Below are 21,765 nucleotides of genomic sequence, written 5' to 3' on the forward strand. Positions count from 1 at the left end.
CCTTCAGGAAATAATTATCTTTAAACCTGTAGGCCTGATAACGGCGCCAGGGCGCGTTATCCGGCCTACGGTAGGTAATACTCTTGCTGACTACACGTCCAGCAGCAGACGAGTCGGGTCTTCCAGCAGCTCTTTAATCGCTACCAGGTAGCCTACCGATTCACGTCCGTCGATCAGACGGTGGTCGTAGGAGAGCGCCAGGTACATCATCGGCAGAATTTCTACCTTACCATTCACCGCCATCGGGCGATCTTTAATGGCATGCATACCCAGAATCGCGCTCTGCGGCGGGTTGATGATCGGCGTGGACATCAGTGAACCGAATACGCCGCCGTTGGTAATGGTGAAGTTACCGCCGGTCAGATCGTCTACGGTCAGCTTGCCGTCGCGGCCTTTTACTGCCAGCTCTTTAATTTTCTTCTCGATATCCGCCATGCCCAGCAGGTCGACATCGCGCAGAACCGGCGTTACCAGGCCGCGCGGCGTAGAGACCGCCATGCTGACGTCGAAGTAGTTGTGGTACACCACGTCATCGCCATCGATAGAGGCGTTCACTTCCGGGTAGCGCTTCAGCGCTTCCACTACCGCCTTCACGTAGAAGGACATAAAGCCCAGACGGATACCGTGACGTTTTTCAAACGCTTCGCCGTACTGCTTACGCAGATCCATAATCGGCTTCATGTTGACTTCGTTGAAGGTCGTCAGCATGGCGGTAGAATTTTTCGCTTCCAGCAGACGCTCGGCAACGCGCTTGCGCAGACGGGTCATCGGCACGCGTTTTTCAGAGCGATTGCCCAGCTGTGGAGCCGGAGCAGCGGCTGGCGCTGCGGCCGGGGCCTCCGCCTTCGCTGGCGCTTTCGCCAGGTGTTTCTCAACGTCTTCGCGGGTCAGACGGCCGCCAACGCCGGTGCCTTTAATGGCTGCCGCGTCGAGACTGTGTTCCGCCAGCAGACGGCGGATTGCCGGGCTCAGCGCATCGTTATTTTGCTCTTCCAGAGAAGCCTGCTGACGCTGGGCCGGAGTCGACTCTTTAGCATCAGCTTTCGCACCGGACTCTTTGCCCGCGCTGTTACCTTCGCGCAGGCGGCCGAGGATCTGACGGGAAAGCACGGTGGCGCCTTCGTCTTCAATCACCGCGTCCAGAATGCCATCCGCTGAAGCCGGTACTTCCAGTACCACTTTGTCAGTTTCGATTTCTACCAGCACTTCGTCACGAACAACCGCATCGCCCGGTTTTTTATGCCAGGTGGCAACCGTTGCGTCAGCTACGGACTCAGGCAGGTCGGGAACCAGAATATCTACGCTACTCATTATGTATCCTTTAATTAATCGACGTTCAGCGCGTCATTGACCAGATCTTGTTGCTGTTTCTGGTGAACGGACAGGTATCCTACCGCCGGAGAGGCGGAGGCCGGGCGGCCTGCATAACGCAGAGAGGCCCCAAACGGAATCACTTCACGGAAGTGATGCTGGCTGCAGTACCACGCGCCCTGGTTGAGCGGTTCTTCCTGGCACCAGACAAAATCATGCACGTGCGCATAAGGCTTCAGCGCTTCCTGTACCGCCTGATGCGGGAACGGATAGAGCTGCTCTATGCGAACGATAGCGACATCTTTTTGCTCGTTTTTACGACGCTGTTCCAGCAGGTCGTAGTAAACCTTACCAGAGCACAGCACAACCCGCTTCACTGCTTTCGGATCGAGCTGGTCGATTTCACCGATCGCCGGCTGGAAAGTGCCGTTAGCCAGTTCGTCCATACTTGATACCGCCAGCGGGTGACGTAGCAGCGATTTCGGCGACATCACGATCAGCGGACGACGCATGCCGCGCAGCGCCTGGCGACGAAGCATATGGTAAACCTGCGCCGGGGTGGACGGTACGCAAACCTGCATATTCTGCTCAGCGCAGAGCTGCAGATAGCGCTCCAGACGCGCGGAGGAGTGCTCCGGGCCCTGGCCTTCGTAGCCGTGCGGCAGCAGCATCACCAGGCCGCACATACGGCCCCATTTCTGCTCGCCGGAGCTGATGAACTGGTCGATGACCACCTGCGCGCCGTTGGCGAAGTCGCCGAACTGCGCTTCCCAGATGGTCAGGGTGCGCGGCTCAGCGGTGGCGTAGCCGTATTCAAACGCCAGCACTGCTTCTTCCGACAGCACGGAGTCCCAGACTTTAAAATGGCCCTGGCCGTTGTGCACGTGCTGCAGCGGCGTATAGGTTGAGCCATTTTTCTGGTTGTGAATCACCGCATGGCGGTGGAAGAAGGTTCCGCGCCCGGAGTCTTCGCCGGACAGACGCACCGAAATGCCTTCATCGACCAGCGTGGCGTAGGCGAGGTTTTCCGCGCCGCCCCAGTCAAACATCTTCTCGCCGGCGGCCATAAGCTGACGATCGCCGTAGATTTTCGCCACGCGCGACTGCATTTCAACGGCTTCCGGTACCGTACTGATGCGTTTTGCCAGCTCCTGCAGACGCTTAGGTTCAACTTTGTCCGGATAGCTCTCATCCCACTCGTGGTTGAGGTACGGAGACCAGGTAAAGGAGTGCATGTTCATCGGACGCCACTCCTTCACCACGCATTCGCCGGCATCCAGCGCGTCGCGGTAGAGGTTAACCTGCTCAGTGGCGTCTTCCAGCGTCGCGACGTTATCCGCTTCCAGCTTGTCAGCGTAGATTTTGCGCGGGGTCGGATGCTTTTTGATTTTCTGATACATCAGCGGCTGGGTTGCGCTCGGCTCGTCGGCTTCGTTGTGGCCGTGACGGCGGTAGCACACCAGGTCGATGAAGACATCGCGTTTAAAGGTGTTACGGAAGTCCAGCGCCAGGCGAGTCACGAAAGCGACCGCTTCCGGATCATCGGCATTCACGTGGAAAATAGGCGCCTGGACCATTTTACCAATATCGGTACAGTACGGGGTAGAACGCGCATCCAGCGGGTTGGAAGTGGTGAAACCCACCTGGTTGTTGATAACGATGCGTACGGTACCGCCGACTTCGTAACCGCGCGCTTTGGACATGTTCAGGGTTTCCTGAACCACGCCCTGGCCGGTTACCGCGGCGTCGCCGTGAATGGTGATCGGCAGAACTTTGTTGCTGCTCGGTTCGTCGAGACGATCGAGACGAGCGCGGACGGAGCCGATAACCACCGGGCTGACGATTTCCAGATGCGACGGGTTAAACGCCAGCGCCAGGTGCACCAGGCCGCCTTCGGTTTCCATATCGGAAGAGAAGCCCATGTGGTACTTCACGTCACCGGTGCCGAGGTGTTCTTTATGTTTACCGGCGAACTCGTCGAACAGGTCCTGCGGTTTTTTACCCAGCACGTTGACCAGCACGTTCAGACGTCCGCGGTGCGCCATACCCAGCACCACTTCGCGGGTGCCGCTCTTACCCGCGTGGCGGATAATCTCTTTCAGCATCGGGATCAGCGCGTCGCCGCCTTCCAGCGAGAAGCGTTTAGCGCCCGGGAATTTCGCGCCGAGGTAGCGCTCCAGGCCTTCCGCCGCGGTCAATTCGCTGAGGAAGCGTTTTTTCTCTTCGGCGCTAAAGTTCGCTTTGCCTGCTACCGACTCAATGCGCTGCTGGATCCAGCGTTTTTCTTCGGTGGAGGTAATATGCATATATTCCGCGCCGATGGAGCCGCAGTAGGTCTGCTTAAGGGCGGAGATCAGATCGCCCAGCTTCATCGTATCTTTGCCGATGGCGAAAGAACCTACGTTATAGATCTCCTGGAAATCGGCCTCGGTCAGATCGTGGTAAGCCGGATCGAGATCCGCCACTCTCTCTTGCTGCCACAGTCCCAGCGGATCGAGATTCGCATGCTGGTGACCACGGAAGCGGTATGCGTTGATGAGCTGCAGGACTTTAACCTGCTTCACATTGGTGTCAGGGTCGGAAATCGAAGAAGTGTAACGCGAGGCATCCTTCGCCAGGCGGCGGAAATAATCACGCGTTTTGGAATGAAATTGATCCGGTTTGACTCCGGTGCCAGGTAACTGCTGGAACATAGAACGCCAGTTGGCGTCAACAGAGTCAGGATCGGTTAAGAAGTCTTCATAGAGCTGTTCTATCCAGCTCTGGTTCGAACCAGAGAGGTAAGAAGAGTCCAGCCAGGCTTTCATTGCGCCGTTCTGCATCGTGATCCCTTAAGCATTTATATGCTTATTTCGCCGTAGAAACTACCACGCACAGAAGTTGTACGTGCCGGGGTTCACTTGTTGCGGAGGAGTTGTGGTTTCGTCCGCTAAGGAACCTTTAAAAACTGCCATTAATCTTCGGCGTTCAGGCTGCGGTTGCGTTAGCTGCCTTCACTTACCCCGGTCACATAGTTCACTATGCTCCCGGGGATGCGTTCAGTTGCCGCCTTACCTCGCTCTGAACGCCTTGATTACTGGTACATATTTGGCGGTTTTTAAAGATTTCCTGCTATATCCCCCGGCGGCGCGAACGCTTGCCGGGGCTACTGCTTCGGATTGCCCGGATACGCGGTAGCGCCATCCGGGACAGACCGGGTTACTTACGCACTACGCTGCAGCAGCATCGACTTAATATGGCCGATGGCGCGCGTCGGGTTCAGCCCCTTAGGACACACACTGACGCAGTTCATAATGCTGTGACAGCGGAATACGCTGAAAGCATCGCTCAGCCCTTCGAGGCGATCGCTGGTTTCGGTATCGCGGCTGTCGATCAGGAAGCGATACGCGGCCAGCAGGCCAGCCGGGCCGATAAACTTGTCCGGGTTCCACCAGAACGACGGGCAAGAAGTCGAACAACATGCGCAGAGAATACACTCGTACAAACCATCGAGTTTCTCACGCTGCTCTGGCGTCTGCAGATGCTCACGAGCCGGAGGATTTTGCCCATTATTCAATAAGTAAGGCTTAATCTTCTCATATTGTGCATAGAATTGCCCCATGTCTACCACCAAATCACGGATAACCGGTAATCCTGGCAGCGGACGGATAACAATTTTCTTACCCGGCTGATTCAGCGCGGAGATCGGCGTGATGCACGCCAGACCATTTTTACCGTTCATGTTCAGACCGTCGGAACCACATACCCCTTCACGACAGGAGCGACGGAACGACAGCGACGGATCTTTCTCTTTCAGCTGGATTAACGCATCCAGCAGCATCATGTCACGACCCTCTTCCGCTTCCAGGGTGTAATCCTGCATACGCGGAGCATCGTCTACGTCCGGGTTATAACGATAAACTGAAAACTCGAGTTTCATATTCCTGTCTCCGCATTAATAAGTACGAATCTTCGGCGGGAATGCCGGACGCAGTTTCGGTTCCATATTGACGCTACGACGCGTCATGGATTCCGACTCTGGCAGATACAGGGAATGGCACAGCCAGTTTTCATCATCACGATCCGGGAAGTCGAAGCGGCTATGCGCGCCGCGGCTTTCGGTACGATAATTTGCAGACATTGCGGTGGCGTAAGCGGTTTCCATCAGGTTATCCAGCTCCAGGCACTCAACGCGCTGGGTGTTGAACTCGCTGGAAGTATCATCCAGACGGGCGTTTTTCAGACGCTCGCGGATGGCTTTCAGCTGCTCAAGGCCCTTCGCCATCGCATCCCCTTCGCGGAATACCGAGAAGTTATGCTGCATACACTCTTGCAGCGCTTTGCGGATTTCGACCGGATCTTCGCCATTCCGGTTGCCGTTCCAGCGGTTCAGACGTTCCAGAGAAGCGTCGATCTCGTCATCCGTCGCATCGCGCAGTACGCCCTGCTCGGCGATAGACTCTTGCAGATGCAGACCTACCGCGCGGCCAAAGACCACCAGGTCAAGCAGCGAGTTGCCGCCCAGACGGTTTGCGCCGTGTACCGATACGCAGGCGATTTCGCCTACCGCAAACAGCCCCGGAATCACCACGTCTTCGCCCTGCTCGTTGACGGTCAGCGCCTGGCCGCTCACTTTGGTCGGAATACCGCCCATCATATAGTGGCAGGTTGGAATGACCGGAATCGGCTCTTTCACCGGGTCGACGTGGGCAAAGGTACGGGAGAGTTCCAGGATACCCGGCAGGCGGGACTCAAGCACTTCTTTACCGAGGTGATCGAGTTTCAGCTTGGCGTGCGGGCCCCACGGACCGTCGCAGCCGCGACCTTCACGGATTTCGATCATGATGGAACGCGCCACCACGTCGCGACCCGCCAGGTCTTTCGCGTTCGGCGCATAACGCTCCATAAAGCGCTCGCCGTGTTTATTCAGCAGATAGCCGCCTTCGCCGCGGCAGCCTTCGGTCACCAGAACCCCCGCCCCGGCAATACCGGTCGGGTGGAACTGCCACATTTCCATATCCTGTACCGGAACGCCGGCGCGGATCGCCATGCCAACGCCGTCGCCGGTATTGATATGCGCATTGGTGGTGGACTGATAAATACGGCCGGCGCCGCCGGTCGCCAGCACGGTAGCGCGGGCTTTGAAGTAAACCACTTCACCGGTCTCGATGCACAGGGCGGTACAGCCGACCACCGCGCCATCGGCGTTTTTCACCAGATCCAGCGCGTACCACTCGGAGAAAATCGTGGTGTGATTTTTCAGGTTCTGCTGATAGAGAGTATGTAGCAGGGCGTGACCGGTACGGTCAGCCGCCGCAGCGGTTCGTGCCGCCTGCTCGCCGCCGAAGTTTTTCGACTGGCCGCCGAACGGGCGCTGATAAATCGTGCCGTTATCGAGACGCGAGAACGGCAGACCCATATGGTCCAGCTCCAGAATCGCTTCCGGGCCGGTTTTACACATATATTCGATGGCATCCTGATCGCCAATGTAGTCCGACCCCTTAACGGTGTCGTACATGTGCCATTCCCAGTTATCTTCATGGGTATTACCGAGCGCGACGGTGATACCGCCCTGTGCGGAAACGGTATGGGAACGGGTCGGGAAAACTTTGGAGAGCAGCGCACAGCTTTGGCCGCTCTGGGAAATCTGCAGCGCCGCGCGCATACCTGCGCCACCGGCACCAATCACAACTGCATCAAATTCTCTGACAGGCAATTTCATTACACACCCCACACCACAACAAATCCATAAAGAACGTAAGCCACCAGCGCAACAACGATCAGCAGTTGCAGAATTAAGCGCACGGCCAGTGGTTTAACGTAGTCCGTTAACACCTGCCACATGCCGATCCAGGCGTGGATCAGAATGGAAACGAGAGCCAGCAGGGTGAAGACTTTAGTGAACGCGGAGGAGAAAAAGCCCGTCCAGACTTCCCATGAAATTTCACCGGTGGTGGCAAAGAAGCCAACCATATAGATGATGTAGAGGGTCAGAACGATAGCGGTAGCACGGACCAGAATAAAGTCATGTACGCCGTTGCGTCCTAGTGCTGAGGCGTTGCTTACCATACGAGGACTCCTGCGAGAAGTGAAAGCACGACAGTAATAACAAAAGAAATTTTGGCGGAGCGTGTCCCTGATTCGAGAGTTTCTGCAAGATAGCCAAAATCCATCAGCAGATGGCGGATACCGACCACCGCGTGATACGCCAGCGCGGTCAGGATGCCCCACATGATGAATTTCACAAAGAAGCTATCCATAATGGATGCCGCTGTGAGGAAACCTTCGGGAGAGGAAAGGCTGGTGCCCAGCAGCCATAGCAGAATCCCGATCGCCACGAAGGTGATCACTCCGGATACGCGATGGAGAATGGACGCTATCGCCGTGATTGGGAACCGGATCGTTTGCAGATCCAGATTGACAGGTCTTTGTTTTTTCACATTTCTTACCATGAATAACGCCCACATGCTGTTCTTATTGTTTCCTTCCTCCGGTCTGCTTGCGGGTCAGACAGCGTCCTTATCTATAACTAAAAGTCATGTTAAAACGCCTTTCCAGGAGTTAAAGCGTGACAAAATAACGCTGGGTGGCTCGGGATTGCAGGGTGTTCCGGAGACCTGGCGGCAGTATAGGCCGTTCACAAAATCATTACAATTAACCTACATATAGTTTGTCGGGTTTTCTCCCGAACAGTGATCTATGTCACGATAACAACATATTTTTAATTTTTAATCATCTGATTTGACAAATATTAAACATTATTGTTACAACCATTACCAGATAAATGCAATAATACGCAAAAGTTATGGGGTCACTCTTTTACCTGAGAATAAGTTATGCAACAGTGAGAGAGTATTGACCGATGTAATCAGGACAGTTATTAGTGGTATATAGTTTTATAATATTCGGGCTGCTAAAACGCTGATTTGCTGCTGTTTCATCGTAGGCTGAAGACGTACCATCAAGCGCCCTTGCTCTGTACCCTGCCCCTTTCGCGACGCAGAGCGATGTGCAACATAACAAACTGGTAACGTCATCTGCTACGGGCCGAATGCAAATCCACCACCCCGGCAGTCTTAAGCAATAAAGGCGCTAAGGAGACCATAAATGTCTGATGCTAAAGCAAAAATCACCCTGGGTGGTGATACTGCTATTGAACTGGATGTGCTAAAGGGCACTCTCGGTCAGGATGTTATTGATATTCGTAGTCTTGGTTCAAAAGGCGTATTTACTTTTGACCCTGGTTTCACCTCAACCGCATCCTGCGAATCTAAAATCACCTTTATCGACGGTGATGAAGGTATCCTGCTGCACCGCGGTTTCCCGATCGATCAGTTAGCAACCGACTCTAACTATCTGGAAGTATGCTACATCCTGTTAAACGGTGAGAAACCGACCCAGGCGCAGTACGACGAATTTAAAACCATCGTGACGCGCCACACCATGATTCACGAGCAGATCACTCGTCTGTTCCACGCGTTCCGCCGCGATTCTCATCCGATGGCCGTAATGTGCGGTATTACCGGCGCGCTGGCTGCGTTCTATCACGATTCGCTGGATGTAAATAACCCACGCCACCGCGATATCGCCGCATTCCGTCTGCTCTCCAAGATGCCGACGATGGCGGCAATGTGTTACAAATATTCCATCGGCCAGCCTTTCGTTTATCCGCGCAACGACCTCTCCTACGCGGGTAACTTCCTGAATATGATGTTCTCCACGCCGTGTGAAAAATATGAAGTGAACCCGATTCTGGAACGCGCAATGGACCGTATTCTGATCCTGCACGCCGACCACGAACAGAACGCTTCCACCTCCACCGTGCGGACTGCCGGCTCTTCCGGCGCCAACCCGTTCGCCTGCATCGCTGCAGGCATTGCTTCCCTGTGGGGACCGGCACACGGCGGCGCCAACGAAGCGGCGCTGAAGATGCTCGAAGAGATCAGCTCCGTTGAACACATTCCGGAATTCGTCCGTCGCGCGAAAGACAAAAACGACTCTTTCCGCCTGATGGGCTTTGGCCACCGCGTGTACAAAAACTATGACCCGCGCGCCACCGTGATGCGTGAAACCTGTCATGAAGTGCTGAAAGAACTGGGAACGAAGGACGATCTGCTGGAAGTGGCCATGGAGCTTGAGCACATTGCGCTCAACGATCCGTACTTCATCGAGAAGAAACTCTACCCGAACGTCGATTTCTATTCCGGTATCATCCTCAAAGCGATGGGCATTCCGTCTTCGATGTTTACCGTTATCTTCGCGATGGCGCGTACCGTGGGCTGGATTGCGCACTGGAACGAAATGCACAGCGACGGCATGAAAATCGCCCGCCCGCGTCAGCTCTATACCGGCTACGAAAAACGCGACTTCAAGAACGATATCGCCCGCTAAGTCAGCTTTCGCAGCGACAAAAAACGCGCCTGAAGGCGCGTTTTTTTATTGCTGGCAGCCCGGGCACCAGTAAAACGGCCGCGACGATAGCATGGTCCTCTCGATAATCCCGCCGCAGCGCTCGCAGACCTCACCCTGGCGATGAAAAACCTTAAAGCGAAACAGCGCGCCGTGGTGCTTATTGTCGTCCACCAGACCGCGCGTGTTATAGGACAAACGCGGGAGCTCCAGCAGCGCATGGGCCAGCGCATCGAGCTGCTTTTCATCCAGTTCAGAGGCTTTATGACGACCGGTTAGCCCGACCTGCCAGAGGATCTCCACGCGCAGATAGTTGCCCAATCCGGCAAGAAACGCCTGATCCAGCAGCAGTCCGGAGAACTGGCGGTTGCGGAATTTCGCCGACAGCAGCCGCTCTTTAACCTGTTCAACGCTAAGGCTCATATCGAGCACATCCGGTCCGACCCGCAGCAAAAATGGGTGTCGGGCGAGCTGCTCGGGCGTCAGCATTTCAATATCGGAGGCGCTGTAGAGCAAAATCGCTCTACGCGCCGTCTGCAGCCGAACGCGCAACACGCGCGTGGTTTCTGGCTGCGCCCCCGCATCCACCACTCGCCAGACGCCATACAGCTGGTTGTGGCTATACAGCGTTAATCCGCCGGAGAAATGGGTCAACAGCGCCTTACCGCGTGTTTCAATGCGCGTCACTCGCTGGCCGACAAGCTGAGATTGGTAATGTTGTAACTGCGGGAAGGCGAACCACGCCTCAGTCAGGGGTTCGCCTTTAATCGCCGCTTCCAGGCTATCCGCCGCACGGCGAATTTCCGGACCTTCCGGCATAATAATATCCTTGTGTTAATGCGTTGCGCCGCCGCCGATTTTTACGTCGCCATCCTGCTGCAGGGCAACGGCGATAGCCGTTTCCAGCGCCGCACGCACCGTCTCTACCGCCATACTGGCGGCCCCGGGGTGAGCCGCGGCCTGCTCAGGCAAATACGGAATATGGATAAACCCGCCCTTCACGCCGCTGCTGTTATGCAGGCTATGCAGCAGACCGTACATCACGTGATTACAGACAAACGTCCCCGCCGTCTGCGATACCGACGCCGGGATCCCCTTGCTGCGCAGCGCGGCAACGATCGCTTTGATCGGCAGCGTGCTAAAGTACGCCGCCGGACCGTCAGCCACGATCGGTACGTCAATGGGCTGCAGACCTTTATTGTCCGGGATCCGCGCATCATCGACGTTGATCGCTACCCGTTCAACGGTGATGTCGACACGACCGCCCGCCTGGCCAATCGCCAGGATCAGGCGCGGCTGCAGCTCATCCAGCGCGGTGTTCAGCGCCATCAGGGCATCGCCGAAGACGCAGGGCAGCTGCCGCGCCACCACCGGTTGCCCGGCAATGATAGCGCCATCCAGCTGCTTTACCACTTCCCACGAAGGGTTAACCGCTTCGCCGCCGAACGGTTCAAAACCGGTAATCAATACGCCAGCCATCATCCCTCCTTACAGGAACATCAGGAAATAGAGCAAAAATACGTTCACGATAAGCAACATAATGCCGGTCGGCACCTGGGCTTTGATCACCGCGTTTTTGTCCGGCAGCTCCAGCAGCGCGGCCGGGACGATATTGAAGTTCGCCGCCATAGGCGTCATCAGCGTTCCACAGTAGCCGGAGAACATGCCAATTGCCGCCATCACCGCCGGGTTACCGCCGTGCTGCAGCACCAGAATCGGGATCCCGACCCCTGCCGTCACGATGGGGAAAGCGGCAAACGCGTTGCCCATCACCATCGTCAGCAGCGCCATACCAAGGGTATAGACGGCGACGGCGATAAACCGGCTGTCCACCGCCAGATAGTGCTGCGTCAGCCAGGAGATGCTGTTGCCGACGCCCGCGGCGGTAAACAGCAGCCCAAGAACCGCCAGAATTTGCGGCAAAATAAACGCCCAGCCCACAGAATCCAGCAGACGGCGAGCTTCCTGTAACGGCTGAACCGCCGTTTCATGGGTCATGCGGATAGCCATCACCAGACCAATCAACGTGCCCGCGGTCATTGAAAACAGCGTAATCAGCGTGGCGTGATTGCCCGGGCCAAAAATGACGACCTGCAGCGAGGGCAAATTATTAAACAGCAGGACGCCGATCACCGTCACTACCGGGATCGCCAGCGCCGGGAAAAACAGCCGATTGCCGAGGCGCGCGGCGCTGGCGCTGCGTTCTTCCTGCGAGCGCTGGTGATAACGACCGAGACGCACGCCGCCAAATCCGGCGATCAGCGCCAGCACCACGACCACCACGCCAACGCCGATATTGACGAGGCGCTTGTCGCCGACCAGCGCATAGGTCCAGTCGCCGAACAGAAAGACCACGCCGTACAGACCCCAGAACAGACCGGTTGTCAGCCTGCGCGGATTAGCCTTATCGCGCCATGACATCACCGCCACCACCAGCAGAACGACGCCCGCCAGCCAGTACAGCCAGGTTTGCTGAAAATTCATGCGGCACCGCCTTTCGCCTGTCCGGCGTTAACCTTGTCCAGCTCGCGCTGGAGATGACGGTCGAGGCGCCACAGGCGGGCAGAGTGGATCAGGAAGGCGCATACCGCCGTTGGGATCCCCCACAAGGCAATATGCAGCGGCTCAGTCTGAATGCCCCCCGACTCCAGCATAAAGTTATGCATAAAGATAATCGCCCCGAAGGCAACGAAAATATCTTCGCCGAAGAACAGGCCCACGTTGTCGGTGGCCGCCGACATCGCGCGCAGGCGATAGCGGACATTTCCCGGCAAGGCGCCAAAGTTTTTTTCCGCCGCCCCTTCCGCCATCGGCGCCAGAAGCGGGCGCACCATCTGCGGATGACCGCCCAGGCTGGTAAGGCCCATCGCCGCGGTCACTTCACGCACGAAAAGATAGACGATTAGCAGACGACCAGCGGTGGCGCTGCGGATTTTCGCGATCCACGTCTGCGCGCGCTCTTTCAGACCGTGCCGCTCCAGCAGGCCAATCACCGCCAGCGGCAACAGAAGAATAAACGGCAGATTGCGGGTATTGAGAAATCCTTCACCCAGCTTCTCCAGAATGGTCGCGATCGGCATATGCGCCGTCAGACCCGTGATGATCCCGGAAACAATAACCACCAGCACCGGGTTAAAACGCAGAACAAATCCGACCACGATCGCGGCAATGCCGATCAGCGGCCAGAGAGATAATGACTCTCCCATAATTACATCCTGTATGTTGTTGTGAAGTGTTGTTTGTTATTAATTTATTGATTAATAATATTATTTTTATTCTTCTGCTTCCGCGCTCACCTGAATGTTACGTCCGGCGAACGCCGCGCGCAGGCGACGCGCAAAATCCAGCGCATGCTCGCCGTCGCCGTGCAGACAAACGGTTTCCGCCACCACGTGCGCCCATTCGCCGGTGATGCTGCGTACCCGGCTGTGCTGCACCATTTCCAGCGTTTGCGCCAGCGACTGCTCTTCACTCTCGATCAATGCCCCTGGCTGAGTGCGCGGCACCAGGCTACCGTCCGCCAGATAGCCGCGGTCGGCGAAGACCTCCTGGCGGGTGGTCAGCTGATAACGCTGCCCGGCGCGAATCAGCTCGCTGCCCGCCAGGCCCACCAGCACCAGACCGGCGTCAACGTCATATACCGCTTTGGCGATAGCGTCAGCAAGCTGCGGATCTTTTGCCGCCTGGTTATAGAGCATGCCGTGCGGTTTGACGTGCTGTAGTTCGCCGCCCTGCGCGCGCACCTGCGCCGCCAGCGCGCCCACCTGATACAGCGTTTGCGCATAAACCGTCTCCGGCGGCAGCTGCATCGCCGTGCGGCCAAAATTTTCCCGGTCGGGGAAGCTGGGGTGCGCGCCCACCGCGACGCCATATTTCAGCGCTTCGCGCACGCACTGCAGCATCATCACCGCATCGCCCGCATGGAAACCGCAGGCGATATTGGCGGAAGAGACCAGCTGCAGTAGCGCGCTATCGTTGGCGCAGCCTTCGCCAAGGTCGGCGTTTAAATCAATCTTCATCGTTCAGTCTCCATGCCAGTTGTTCAAAATAACGTTGCCGGTCGGCGCGCGCCTTCAGCGCCTCCTCCAGAGAGCAGGGAACAAAGTGGATCGGCTGCCCCAGCGGGATTTGCGCCAGCTGATACATATCGGCCTCGATAATCGTCGCGATGCGCGGGTAACCGCCGGTGGTCTGGGCATCGTTCATCAGTACGATAGGTTGACCGTTATGCGGAACCTGCACCACGCCAGGCAGCAGACCGTGCGAAAGCATCTCGCGATCGGTCGTCCGCTTCAGCGGTTGCCCCTGCAGACGATAGCCCATGCGGTTGCTCTGCGGGCTAAGCTGCCACGGCGAGCGCCAGAAGGTGTCCTGCGACACGCTGTCAAACTCCTGATACTCGGGGCCGGGCAGCGCGCGGATGCGGTTGCCGATGGGCAGTTGCTTCACCCCGCGCGGCCCGCGGAACTGCTTATCCGATTTCCCCAGCTTCAGTCGGTCTCCATCCTGCAAACGTCGACCTTCCAGACCGCCAATACCCACTTTCAGATCGGTACTGCGCGAGCCCAGCACCTTCGGCACCGCGATACCGCCCGCCACTGCCAGATAGCTGCGCACGCCGTGCTGTGGATTCTTGAGCACCAGACGCTGCCCGGCCTTGACCGCCGTCCGCCAGCCCACCCACACCGGCTCGCCGTCAAGCTTCGCCTCGCAGGCGGCGCCGGTGAGCGCGAACCAGCCGCTGCGTTCAAATTGAATATCCACCTGGCCCAGCGTGATCTCCAGCGCCGCGGCATTGGCCCCGTTGCCCACCAGCAGATTCGCGGTAACCAGCGCCGGTTTATCCATCGCACCGCAGCGGCTGATGCCCAGCTGACGCAGACCTTCACGCCCGCCGTCCTGCACCGAGGTATACATCCCGGCACGGATGATTTTTAACATACGCCCTCCTTTTGCGGGACGAAACGCACTCTGTCGCCGGAGCGCAGCAGCACCGGCTCCTTGCGCTTCGGATCAAATAGCGCCAGCGGCGTTCGGCCCAGCAGTTGCCAACCTCCCGGCGTCGCCAGCGGATAAATCCCGGTCTGCGCTCCGCCGATCCCCACCGAACCCGCCGGCACCAGCAGACGCGGTTCCGCCCGCCGCGGCATCGCCAGGCGCTCTGGCAGGCCGCCGAAGTAGGGGAACCCCGGCTGGAAGCCGAGGAACCACACCACGTACTCCACCGATGAATGCAGCTCCACCACCTGCTTTTCGCTCAGTCCGCTGTGGCGAGCCACTTCCCCCAAATCCGGACCGCCTTCGCCGCCGTAAACGACCGGCACCAGAATCTCCCGCGATTCCGGTTCGAGCGTATCGCACTCCTCCCACCAGATTTGCAGGCGCTCGATCGCGTCCCACGCCGTCTGCTGGGGATTTCGCAGTATCACGGTAATGTTGTTCATACCCGGAACGGCTTCCACCACCTCGGTATGACCAACCAGCCGTTGGGCTAATCGCCAGATCCGCTTCTGACTCTCCAGCGTCACCGGAGGTTCAAGCTCCAGTACGACTGCCGTTTCACCTAATAGATAACAACGCGCTCGCTGCACTTTTACCTCCGTTCATCAGGCCGGGTTCGGGATATCAATAAAGGTGACATCCAGCTCGGTATTTTCCGTCAGCCATTCGCTTAACGCGCGAATTCCGCCACGCTCGGTGGCATGATGTCCGGCGGCGTAAAAATGCAGCCCCTGCTCGCGCGCCGAATGGATGGTTTGCTCTGAAACTTCGCCGGTAATAAATGCATCAACGCCAAAGCGGGCTGCGCTGTCGATAAAGCTCTGGCCGCCGCCGGTACACCACGCCACGCGGGCCACTTTGTCCGGCCCGGTGTCGCCGCACCACAGCGGTTTGCGCCCCAGCCGCGCTTCAATCCACGACGCCAGTTCCAGGCCCGAGACCGCCATCGACAGTTCGCCCCACGGCACCAGCGGTTCAATTTCGCCCATCACGTTAATGCCGAGCAGCGACGCCAGCTGGGCGTTATTGCCCAGCTCCGGATGGGCATCAAGCGGCAGATGCCAGCCGTAAAGGTTGATGTCGTTAGCCAGCAGCGTTTTGAGGCGATTACGCTTCATGCCGCGAATAATCGGCGACTCGCCTTTCCAGAAGTAGCCGTGGTGGACGATGACCGCATCCGCCTCAAGACGGACGGCCTCATCAAGCAGCGCCTGGCTGGCGGTTACGCCGGTGACGATTTTCCGAACCGTCTCGCGACCTTCCACCTGGAGCCCATTGGGTGCGTAATCACTGATGGCCGCGCTATTGAGTTTTTCATTAATCAGTTGTTCCAGTTCACTATTTTTCATTGCCGTTCCACCAGGTCATCGTTTTATGCAGAGGAATAACATAACGGTATCCGCCCAATCAGTCGATAGTCCTGCCGCGTCGCCGTCAATTTTGCCCATTCACAAAATCCCGCAATTTGTCTACTCACCTTCTCGCGCATTCGTGTATATTTATGCACTATTACAGCATATTAAATAACCAGAAAGCCTATAAGGCCATGAATATCACTAGCGAGTGGCTATTCATGCAGAAAGATCGACTTTCATTTTTATGGCAGGACAAAGCGTTTCATGAACACACAATCTTCACAGCCGCGGGCGATTTATTACGTCGTCGCGCTGCAAATCTGGGAATACTTCAGTTTTTACGGCATGCGCGCGCTGCTCATTCTTTATCTCACCAATCAGCTCAAGTATGACGATAATCATGCCTATGCGCTGTTCAGCGCCTACTGTTCTTTAGTCTACGTCACGCCGATTCTCGGCGGCTTCCTGGCCGATAAGCTGCTGGGCAACCGTATGGCGGTGATGCTCGGCGCGCTGCTGATGGCCATCGGCCATCTGGTGCTCGGCGCCAGCGAAATCGCCCCCACCTTTCTCTATCTGTCGCTGGCGATTATTGTCTGCGGCTACGGGCTGTTTAAATCCAACGTCAGCTGTCTGCTCGGTGAACTGTATGAACCCACAGACCCGCGTCGCGATGGCGGTTTTTCGCTGATGTACGCGGCGGGCAACGTCGGATCTATCGTCGCGCCAATCGCCTGCGGCTACGTACAGCAAGAGTACAGCTGGGCGATGGGCTTCGCGCTGGCGGCCGTTGGCATGATTGCCGGGCTGGTGATTTTCCTCAGCGGCAATCACCATTTCCGCCACACCCGGGGCGTGAATCGCGAAGCGCTGCGGGCGCGGAGTTTTGTCTTACCGAACTGGGGCTGGCTGCTGGTTCTGCTGATCGCCGCGCCGCTGCTGATCACCGTGCTGTTCTGGCAGGAGTGGTCGGTGTACGCGCTGATTGTCGCGACGGTGATTGGTCTGGCGGTACTGGCGCGGATCTACCTGCGGGCAGAGACCGCCAGGCAGCGTAAAGAGCTGCGCCTGATTATGGTGCTCACCTGCTTCAGCCTGCTGTTCTGGGCCTTTGCGCAGCAGGGCGGCAGCTCCATCAGCCTGTACATCGACCGTTTTGTTAACCGTCATTTTATGGGCTATGAGATTCCGACCGCGATGTTCCAGTCGGTCAATGCCTTTGCGGTGATGCTCTGCGGGGTGGTTCTGGCGTGGCTGGTGAAAGAAAACATCAACGGCAACCGTACCGTGCGCATCTGGGGTAAGTTCGCGCTGGGCCTTGGCCTGATGAGCGCCGGGTTCTGCATCCTGACCCTTAGCGCACGTTGGTCAGCCGCCTATGGGCACTCCTCAATGCCGCTGATGGTGCTGGGCCTGGCGGTGATGGGGTTTGCCGAACTGTTTATCGACCCGGTGGCGATGTCGCAGATTACCCGTATCGAGATCCCCGGCGTGACCGGCGTGCTGACCGGCATATATATGCTGCTCTCCGGCGCTATCGCCAACTATCTGGCTGGGGTTATTGCCGATCAGACCTCGCAGGGATCGTTCGACGCCGCCGGAGCCGTCAACTATTCAATTAATGCCTACATTGAGGTGTTCAGCCAGATAACCTGGGGCTCGCTGGCCTGCGTCGGCCTGGTGCTGGCTATCTGGCTGTATCACTCCGTTAAGATCAGGGCTCGCCGCCTGGCGATGGAGTCTTAACTTCTCTGGCGGCTTCCCAGGTCGCCAGCGTCTCCAGCCGCGCCTGCTTGTGATCGACAATCGGGCGCGGATAATCCAGCGTTACGCCCTGTTTCTCCGCCCACAGCCACGGTTGATGCAGCGCTTTCTCAGGCACCCCGGCCAGCTCCGGTAGCCATTGACGAATAAATTGCCCCGCTTTGTCGAAGCGCTCTCCCTGGGTCGTAGGGTTAAAAATACGAAAATAGGGCGCGGCATCGGTGCCGGTCGAAGCCGCCCACTGCCAGCCGCCGTTATTCGCCGCCAAATCGCCATCTATAAGCTGTTCGATAAAATAGCGCTCCCCCAGCCGCCAGTCGATGCGCAGATCTTTCGCCAGAAAACTGGCGACAATCATCCGCAGGCGGTTATGCATCCAGCCGGTCGCATTAAGCTGACGCATCGCGGCGTCGACAATCGGGAAGCCGGTTTGCCCACGCTGCCAGGCCTGAAGCGCGGTTTTATCGTCCAGCCAGGCAACCTTATCGGTCCAGCCAATAAAAGGCCGACCTTTACACAAGTCCGGGTAGTAAACCATCAGGTGGCGATAAAACTCGCGCCAGATAAGCTCGTTGAGCCATACCGCTCCGGCTTCGCTATCCAGCGCCCGCGGCAGCTCCACCAGTAAGCGGTGCAGACACTGGCGCGGCGAGAGCGCCCCCACAGCCAGGCACGGCGACAGCCGGCTGGTCCCTTCGATGGCCGGAAAATCGCGCTGCTGTTCATATTCGGCGGCCTTTTGCTGGCAGAAGCCGCGAAGCCGGGCGATAGCGCTTTTTTCATCCGCGGCGAACAGTTCGCTATCGAATGACGTCTGTGGAAAATCTATTTTTACTGCAGACGAGGCTGTGATGGGCCCACCCGCACGGACTTTCGGCGCGGCGACGCACTCCGGCAGCGCCTCCTGTAAACGCCGAACAAAAGCATTTTTAAACGGCGTAAATACCTTATACATTTCGCGGCTGCCGGTCAGCACGCTGCCGGGCGGCAGCAGCACGCTGTCATCAAACCCCTGACAGGTCACCTCTGCTAAGGTTTTTTCCACCGCCGCATCGCGCTGGCGCTCATTGATTTCATACTGGTAGTTGTAAAACAGATGCGTCACCTGCTGCTGCCGGCAAATGCTGACGAGTAGCTCTACGCTGGCGGTGAAATCTTCAGCATGTTCAATCTGCAGCGGGATCCCCTTTTCGGCCAGCGCCGCTTGCAGGCTGTGCAGATGGCTGACCATAAACGCCGCCTGGCGCGGCGCCATACCGTGCTGACGCCATTGCCCTGGCGTGGCGATGAATAATCCCAGCACCCTGGCATGCGGATCGCGGCAGGCGGCGGCGAGCGCCAGGTTATCGTGGATGCGCAAATCCGCGCGAAACCAGACCAGATGGGTGGCCATAACATTCCTTTCATCATGAAAATTGATAAGTTCGACGTATATTTAATCCTCCCGCAGGTTAACCTTCGGGGAGTGAATAAGTGTAAGCCACTCATGGCAAAAAAAAACCGCCGGATAAACCGGCGGCATGATGATAAAGCAATCTGTTGGCACGCTGTGTCGCGAGTCTGGCGGAGGAGACAGGGTAAATAAACCGCAATCTCAATACATTAGCCTGTTTCCACGGCGCGCACGCGCTGAGCCATAAGCCGTTATTAATAAAAATCTGCGGAGGCTTTTTCGGCCTGCGCCATCCATACCGGCTGTTCGCTGGTCTTTGCCCACACGCGGTGCAGCCAGCTGTAAAAACGGGCGCGATCTTTCCAGAACAGCATCACCGGCAGCGCCAGTACGCCAGCCGCCACGGCGAAAGCGCGACGCGCAAAGATGATATGAGCAGGATAAGTTTTGTACAACGCCATAATTTCTCTCCCCTTTGTCAGGCCGGCAAGCAAAGCCGGTAAAGTTAATCTGTTTCTCTGCTTAAAATAGTACCGCTTTGGCTGTAATTTTACTACTCATCCGACCACTAAAAAACGCCTATTCAGGATTTATTTACATTCATCCGGTAATTAAGTTACATAAAGGTTAAATTAATACTAATCATTAGTTAAATTGTGGTTTTGGCCATTTTTATATTTTTTTTACACCCCCGTGGCTGATTTTTGCGAAATCTTTGCGCCCGACTTCCTATTCTCCTCGTAAATCAAAAAAGACATCCGGAGGTGGATTGTGACTACAGGCGTAATCGCTGGCGTAGCGCTGGTGTTCCTGTTGCTGGTTTATCTGGTTTATGCCCTGATACATGCGGAGGCATTCTGATGGCCGCTCAAGGTTTTTTACTCATCGCGACTTTTATTCTGCTGCTAATGATCCTCGCTCGTCCGCTGGGTACGGCGCTGGCGACGATGATCAATGATATGCCGCTACCGGGTCTGGCCCGGATTGAACGCGGTTTATGGCAGGCAGCGGGGATTCGTTCGCAGGAGATGAACTGGCTCCAGTATTTAGTGGCGATTCTGCTGTTTAACGCGCTGGGTCTGGCGGCGCTGTTCGCTCTGCTGATGTTTCAAGGCTCTCTGCCGCTCAACCCGCAGCATCTGCCCGGTCTGTCATGGGATCTGGCGCTGAATACGGCGGTGAGCTTTGTCAGTAACACCAACTGGCAGGCCTATGCCGGTGAAGCCACCATGAGTAGCCTTAGCCAGATGGCCGGACTGGCGGTGCAAAACTTCCTCTCCGCCGCTACCGGCATCGCGGTGATCTTTGCCCTCACCCGCGCATACGCCCGGCAGAAAGTCACCGCTCTGGGCAACGCCTGGGTCGATCTGACCCGCATTACTCTCTGGGTGCTGCTGCCGATTTCGCTGCTGATTGCGCTGTTCTTTATCCAGCAGGGCGTGCCGCAAAGTTTATCGCCGAATCAGGAATTTACCTCGCTTGAAGGGGTACGCCAGCTGCTGCCGTTGGGGCCGGTGGCTTCGCAGGAAGCGATAAAAATGCTGGGTACCAACGGCGGCGGCTTCTTTAACGCCAACTCGGCGCATCCCTTTGAAAACCCCACCGCGCTGACCAACCTGGTGCAGATGCTGGCGATCTTTCTCATTCCGGCGGCGCTGTGCTTCGCTTTCGGTGAGGCGGTGGGCGATCGCCGTCAGGGTCGGGCGATTCTGTGGGCGATGACGCTCATCTTCATCGTCTGCGTGGCGGTAGTGATGTGGGCAGAAACCCGCGGCAACCTTCACTTGCTGAGCCTTGGCGCCGACAGCAGTAGCAACATGGAAGGCAAAGAGAGCCGGTTCGGTATTCTCGCCAGCAGCCTGTTTGCCGTGGTCACCACCGCCGCGTCCTGCGGGGCGGTCAACGCCATGCACGACTCCTTTACCGCGCTGGGCGGGATGGTCCCTATGTGGCTGATGCAGATAGGCGAAGTGGTCTTCGGCGGCGTCGGCTCAGGTCTGTACGGCATGCTGCTGTTCGTGATGCTGGCCGTGTTTATCGCCGGGCTGATGATTGGCCGCACCCCGGAATACCTCGGGAAAAAAATCGACGTCCGCGAAATGAAAATGATCGCGCTGGCGATCCTCGTTACCCCGACGCTGGTGCTCCTCGGCACGGCGCTGGCGATGCTGACCGAGGCCGGTCGCGCGGGCATGTTTAACCCCGGGCCGCATGGCTTCAGCGAAGTACTGTATGCCGTCACCTCAGCGGCGAACAACAACGGCAGCGCCTTTGGCGGCCTCAGCGCGGCAACACCGTTCTGGAACCTGCTACTGGCATTCTGCATGCTGGTCGGCCGCTTCGCGGTGATTATCCCGGTGATGGCGATTGCCGGTTCGCTGGTGACGAAGAAAATTCAGCCCGCCGGCAGCGGCACGCTCGCCACCCATGACGCGCTGTTTATCGGCCTGCTGATCGGCACCGTACTGTTGGTCGGCGCCCTGACCTTTATTCCCGCGCTGGCGCTCGGCCCGCTGGCAGAACATTTTTCCTTACTTTAAGCGATTGCGGAGC

At 57.3% G+C, this 21,765-nt stretch carries 21 protein-coding genes; 5 read left to right on the forward strand and 16 right to left on the reverse strand.

The annotated features are described in order from the left end of the window. Positions 1-90: 90 nt before the first annotated feature. The 6 genes from odhB to sdhC all read right to left on the reverse strand — a co-directional run bounded on the left by odhB (position 91) and on the right by sdhC (position 7,757). Positions 91-1,311 (reverse strand): 2-oxoglutarate dehydrogenase complex dihydrolipoyllysine-residue succinyltransferase, encoded by a 1,221-nt coding sequence (odhB, locus tag KO1_RS13115; RefSeq protein ID WP_004100284.1) that lies wholly within the window; start codon positions 1,309-1,311, stop codon positions 91-93. 14 nt (positions 1,312-1,325) lie between these two features. Next, entirely contained in the window at positions 1,326-4,133 is a 2,808-nt protein-coding gene (gene sucA / locus KO1_RS13120) for a 2-oxoglutarate dehydrogenase E1 component (RefSeq protein WP_004100282.1), read from the reverse strand. Positions 4,134-4,513: 380 nt separating this feature from the next. Further along, positions 4,514-5,230, reverse strand: coding sequence for a succinate dehydrogenase iron-sulfur subunit SdhB (sdhB, locus tag KO1_RS13125; protein WP_004100281.1), 717 nt, complete (start codon positions 5,228-5,230; stop codon positions 4,514-4,516). Positions 5,231-5,245: 15 nt separating this feature from the next. Beyond that, a complete protein-coding gene (sdhA, locus tag KO1_RS13130; protein ID WP_004100279.1) occupies positions 5,246-7,012 on the reverse strand; it encodes a succinate dehydrogenase flavoprotein subunit in 1,767 nt (588 codons plus the stop codon). Continuing rightward, on the reverse strand, positions 7,012-7,359 hold the full coding sequence (sdhD, locus tag KO1_RS13135) for a succinate dehydrogenase membrane anchor subunit (protein WP_004100278.1): 348 nt from the start codon (positions 7,357-7,359) through the stop codon (positions 7,012-7,014). Before sdhD ends, sdhA begins: the two co-directional genes overlap by 1 nt. After that, the gene (gene sdhC, locus KO1_RS13140) at positions 7,353-7,757 is read right to left on the reverse strand and encodes a succinate dehydrogenase cytochrome b556 subunit (RefSeq protein ID WP_004100277.1); all 405 of its coding nucleotides are present in this window, start codon (positions 7,755-7,757) and stop codon (positions 7,353-7,355) included. The genes sdhD and sdhC overlap by 7 nt, the downstream gene beginning before the upstream one ends. Positions 7,758-8,031: 274 nt before the next feature. Here sdhC and KO1_RS28980 point away from each other — a divergent pair, with 274 nt between their 5' ends. Together KO1_RS28980 and gltA are read left to right on the forward strand one after the other, a co-directional pair. Further along, complete coding sequence (locus tag KO1_RS28980) at positions 8,032-8,184, forward strand: hypothetical protein (RefSeq protein WP_418268728.1); 153 nt, start codon at positions 8,032-8,034, stop codon at positions 8,182-8,184. Positions 8,185-8,397: 213 nt separating this feature from the next. Then, the gene (gltA, locus tag KO1_RS13145) at positions 8,398-9,681 is read left to right on the forward strand and encodes a citrate synthase (RefSeq protein WP_004100276.1); all 1,284 of its coding nucleotides are present in this window, start codon (positions 8,398-8,400) and stop codon (positions 9,679-9,681) included. Between the two features lie 45 nt (positions 9,682-9,726). Here the strand turns inward: gltA and nei are convergent, their stop codons facing one another. From nei to KO1_RS13185, 8 genes are all read right to left on the reverse strand, one after another. Next, the gene (gene nei, locus KO1_RS13150; protein WP_017146334.1) at positions 9,727-10,518 is read right to left on the reverse strand and encodes an endonuclease VIII; all 792 of its coding nucleotides are present in this window, start codon (positions 10,516-10,518) and stop codon (positions 9,727-9,729) included. Positions 10,519-10,533: 15 nt separating this feature from the next. Then, positions 10,534-11,178, reverse strand: coding sequence for a pyroglutamyl-peptidase I (gene pcp, locus KO1_RS13155; RefSeq protein WP_023320581.1), 645 nt, complete (start codon positions 11,176-11,178; stop codon positions 10,534-10,536). Between the two features lie 9 nt (positions 11,179-11,187). After that, positions 11,188-12,183: a DUF979 domain-containing protein gene (locus KO1_RS13160; protein WP_023320580.1), complete on the reverse strand. Its 996-nt coding sequence runs from the start codon at positions 12,181-12,183 to the stop codon at positions 11,188-11,190. After that, positions 12,180-12,905 carry a DUF969 domain-containing protein gene (locus KO1_RS13165; protein WP_023320579.1) on the reverse strand — a complete coding sequence of 242 codons (726 nt, stop codon included), beginning with the start codon at positions 12,903-12,905 and terminating at the stop codon, positions 12,180-12,182. The genes KO1_RS13160 and KO1_RS13165 overlap by 4 nt, the downstream gene beginning before the upstream one ends. 66 nt (positions 12,906-12,971) lie before the next feature. After that, on the reverse strand, positions 12,972-13,718 hold the full coding sequence (gene pxpA / locus KO1_RS13170) for a 5-oxoprolinase subunit PxpA (protein WP_024273923.1): 747 nt from the start codon (positions 13,716-13,718) through the stop codon (positions 12,972-12,974). Then, on the reverse strand, positions 13,708-14,640 hold the full coding sequence (pxpC, locus tag KO1_RS13175; RefSeq protein ID WP_004100268.1) for a 5-oxoprolinase subunit PxpC: 933 nt from the start codon (positions 14,638-14,640) through the stop codon (positions 13,708-13,710). Before pxpC ends, pxpA begins: the two co-directional genes overlap by 11 nt. Continuing rightward, positions 14,634-15,290 carry a 5-oxoprolinase subunit PxpB gene (gene pxpB / locus KO1_RS13180; protein ID WP_004100266.1) on the reverse strand — a complete coding sequence of 219 codons (657 nt, stop codon included), beginning with the start codon at positions 15,288-15,290 and terminating at the stop codon, positions 14,634-14,636. Before pxpB ends, pxpC begins: the two co-directional genes overlap by 7 nt. Before the next feature lie 15 nt (positions 15,291-15,305). After that, positions 15,306-16,049 (reverse strand): type 2 GTP cyclohydrolase I, encoded by a 744-nt coding sequence (locus tag KO1_RS13185; RefSeq protein WP_004100265.1) that lies wholly within the window; start codon positions 16,047-16,049, stop codon positions 15,306-15,308. 270 nt (positions 16,050-16,319) lie between these two features. On the opposite strand from KO1_RS13185, the gene dtpD reads away from it, so the two are divergent. After that, on the forward strand, positions 16,320-17,801 hold the full coding sequence (gene dtpD, locus KO1_RS13190; RefSeq protein WP_024273922.1) for a dipeptide permease DtpD: 1,482 nt from the start codon (positions 16,320-16,322) through the stop codon (positions 17,799-17,801). On the opposite strand, the gene phrB is transcribed toward dtpD, so the two are convergent. Together phrB and KO1_RS13200 are read right to left on the reverse strand one after the other, a co-directional pair. Continuing rightward, on the reverse strand, positions 17,770-19,212 hold the full coding sequence (phrB, locus tag KO1_RS13195; protein ID WP_024273921.1) for a deoxyribodipyrimidine photo-lyase: 1,443 nt from the start codon (positions 19,210-19,212) through the stop codon (positions 17,770-17,772). The two genes, dtpD and phrB, sit on opposite strands and share 32 nt — an antisense overlap. Positions 19,213-19,466: 254 nt before the next feature. Then, positions 19,467-19,673: a DUF2517 family protein gene (locus tag KO1_RS13200; RefSeq protein WP_004100261.1), complete on the reverse strand. Its 207-nt coding sequence runs from the start codon at positions 19,671-19,673 to the stop codon at positions 19,467-19,469. Between the two features lie 310 nt (positions 19,674-19,983). Here KO1_RS13200 and kdpF point away from each other — a divergent pair, with 310 nt between their 5' ends. Together kdpF and kdpA are read left to right on the forward strand one after the other, a co-directional pair. After that, complete coding sequence (kdpF, locus tag KO1_RS27240; protein ID WP_016807944.1) at positions 19,984-20,073, forward strand: K(+)-transporting ATPase subunit F; 90 nt, start codon at positions 19,984-19,986, stop codon at positions 20,071-20,073. Next, the gene (gene kdpA / locus KO1_RS13210; protein WP_024273920.1) at positions 20,073-21,752 is read left to right on the forward strand and encodes a potassium-transporting ATPase subunit KdpA; all 1,680 of its coding nucleotides are present in this window, start codon (positions 20,073-20,075) and stop codon (positions 21,750-21,752) included. The genes kdpF and kdpA overlap by 1 nt, the downstream gene beginning before the upstream one ends. Positions 21,753-21,765 lie beyond the last annotated feature (13 nt).

Origin of the sequence: Klebsiella oxytoca NBRC 105695, from assembly GCF_001598695.1 — a bacterium.
Classification (GTDB): Bacteria; Pseudomonadota; Gammaproteobacteria; order Enterobacterales; family Enterobacteriaceae; genus Klebsiella; species Klebsiella oxytoca.

Excerpts from the sequence above, each read along its gene's own strand:
- odhB (WP_004100284.1), bottom strand. The coding sequence starts at position 1,311 with ATGAGTAGCGTAGATATTCTGGTTCCCGACCTGCCTGAGTCCGTAGCT.
- sucA (WP_004100282.1), bottom strand. The coding sequence starts at position 4,133 with ATGCAGAACGGCGCAATGAAAGCCTGGCTGGACTCTTCTTACCTCTCT.
- sdhB (WP_004100281.1), bottom strand. The coding sequence starts at position 5,230 with ATGAAACTCGAGTTTTCAGTTTATCGTTATAACCCGGACGTAGACGAT.
- sdhA (WP_004100279.1), bottom strand. The coding sequence starts at position 7,012 with ATGAAATTGCCTGTCAGAGAATTTGATGCAGTTGTGATTGGTGCCGGT.
- sdhD (WP_004100278.1), bottom strand. The coding sequence starts at position 7,359 with ATGGTAAGCAACGCCTCAGCACTAGGACGCAACGGCGTACATGACTTT.
- sdhC (WP_004100277.1), bottom strand. The coding sequence starts at position 7,757 with ATGTGGGCGTTATTCATGGTAAGAAATGTGAAAAAACAAAGACCTGTC.
- gltA (WP_004100276.1), top strand. The coding sequence starts at position 8,398 with ATGTCTGATGCTAAAGCAAAAATCACCCTGGGTGGTGATACTGCTATT.
- nei (WP_017146334.1), bottom strand. The coding sequence starts at position 10,518 with ATGCCGGAAGGTCCGGAAATTCGCCGTGCGGCGGATAGCCTGGAAGCG.
- pcp (WP_023320581.1), bottom strand. The coding sequence starts at position 11,178 with ATGGCTGGCGTATTGATTACCGGTTTTGAACCGTTCGGCGGCGAAGCG.
- KO1_RS13160 (WP_023320580.1), bottom strand. The coding sequence starts at position 12,183 with ATGAATTTTCAGCAAACCTGGCTGTACTGGCTGGCGGGCGTCGTTCTG.
- KO1_RS13165 (WP_023320579.1), bottom strand. The coding sequence starts at position 12,905 with ATGGGAGAGTCATTATCTCTCTGGCCGCTGATCGGCATTGCCGCGATC.
- pxpA (WP_024273923.1), bottom strand. The coding sequence starts at position 13,718 with ATGAAGATTGATTTAAACGCCGACCTTGGCGAAGGCTGCGCCAACGAT.
- pxpC (WP_004100268.1), bottom strand. The coding sequence starts at position 14,640 with ATGTTAAAAATCATCCGTGCCGGGATGTATACCTCGGTGCAGGACGGC.
- KO1_RS13185 (WP_004100265.1), bottom strand. The coding sequence starts at position 16,049 with ATGAAAAATAGTGAACTGGAACAACTGATTAATGAAAAACTCAATAGC.
- dtpD (WP_024273922.1), top strand. The coding sequence starts at position 16,320 with ATGAACACACAATCTTCACAGCCGCGGGCGATTTATTACGTCGTCGCG.
- phrB (WP_024273921.1), bottom strand. The coding sequence starts at position 19,212 with ATGGCCACCCATCTGGTCTGGTTTCGCGCGGATTTGCGCATCCACGAT.
- KO1_RS13200 (WP_004100261.1), bottom strand. The coding sequence starts at position 19,673 with ATGGCGTTGTACAAAACTTATCCTGCTCATATCATCTTTGCGCGTCGC.
- kdpA (WP_024273920.1), top strand. The coding sequence starts at position 20,073 with ATGGCCGCTCAAGGTTTTTTACTCATCGCGACTTTTATTCTGCTGCTA.